This window comes from Paenibacillus terrae (assembly GCF_000943545.1).
Classification (GTDB): Bacteria; Bacillota; Bacilli; order Paenibacillales; family Paenibacillaceae; genus Paenibacillus; species Paenibacillus terrae_A.
Window position 1 is genome coordinate 1 of sequence record NZ_JTHP01000194.1, and the last position, 667, is coordinate 667.

Annotated in this window: 1 protein-coding gene; it reads right to left on the reverse strand. The window is 48.4% G+C overall.

Translation table 11 applies throughout. The features are described 5' to 3' along the window. The coding region (locus QD47_RS29630) for an ISL3 family transposase (protein WP_044649489.1) at positions 1-667 on the reverse strand (667 nt) is incomplete at both ends.

The following is a 667-nucleotide window of genomic DNA, read 5'->3' on the forward strand; positions in this document are numbered from 1 at the left end:
GTGCTTTTCGTTTGGCTGCTTGCACTAATCCATTTATGCCTTCAAGCAGACCATTGGTCATCCGGCTGTGAAACCAACGCAGAATGCCTTCTTCATGTTGTTTCACGGTCTTCGCCAGATCCATCATCGCTCCCAACTGTGAGCGCCTAGCCCAGCCTAACCACTCCCGTAAATAGACGTCAGCAAAGACGTGCGGGGTCGTCCATAGTTCCTGCATGGCTAATTTTAAGCGGTAGGCTCTGCCTGTTTTTAGGTTTTTGTCCTTCAGGCTTTCCAAGGTATCTCGCTGCTCTGCCTTCAAGTTCGTTTTGTTCTTTAACCATAGATATTTGGTTCGCTTGAGCCCAGGTTCTTCTTTCTGCTCGGCTTTACGCACCTCATCCACGGCTTCATTCACCATCTTCATGACGTGGAACTTATCAAAGGTAATTTCGGCTGCGGGGAACTGCTCTTCAATACCTCGAATAAAGGCGGGAGACATATCGCAGCAGATTTCCTGTATTTGTGCCGATTCTACGCCTTTTTGTAGTAAATACTGGTTGAAACGCGCTAAGGTATCTTTGCCTTTTCCTTCGGTTGCAAAAAGTACCGTTTTGGTGTCCACATCCACAAACAAGGTAATGTAGCGGTGACCCCGACGCGAGGACGTTTCGTCGATGGCGATCCG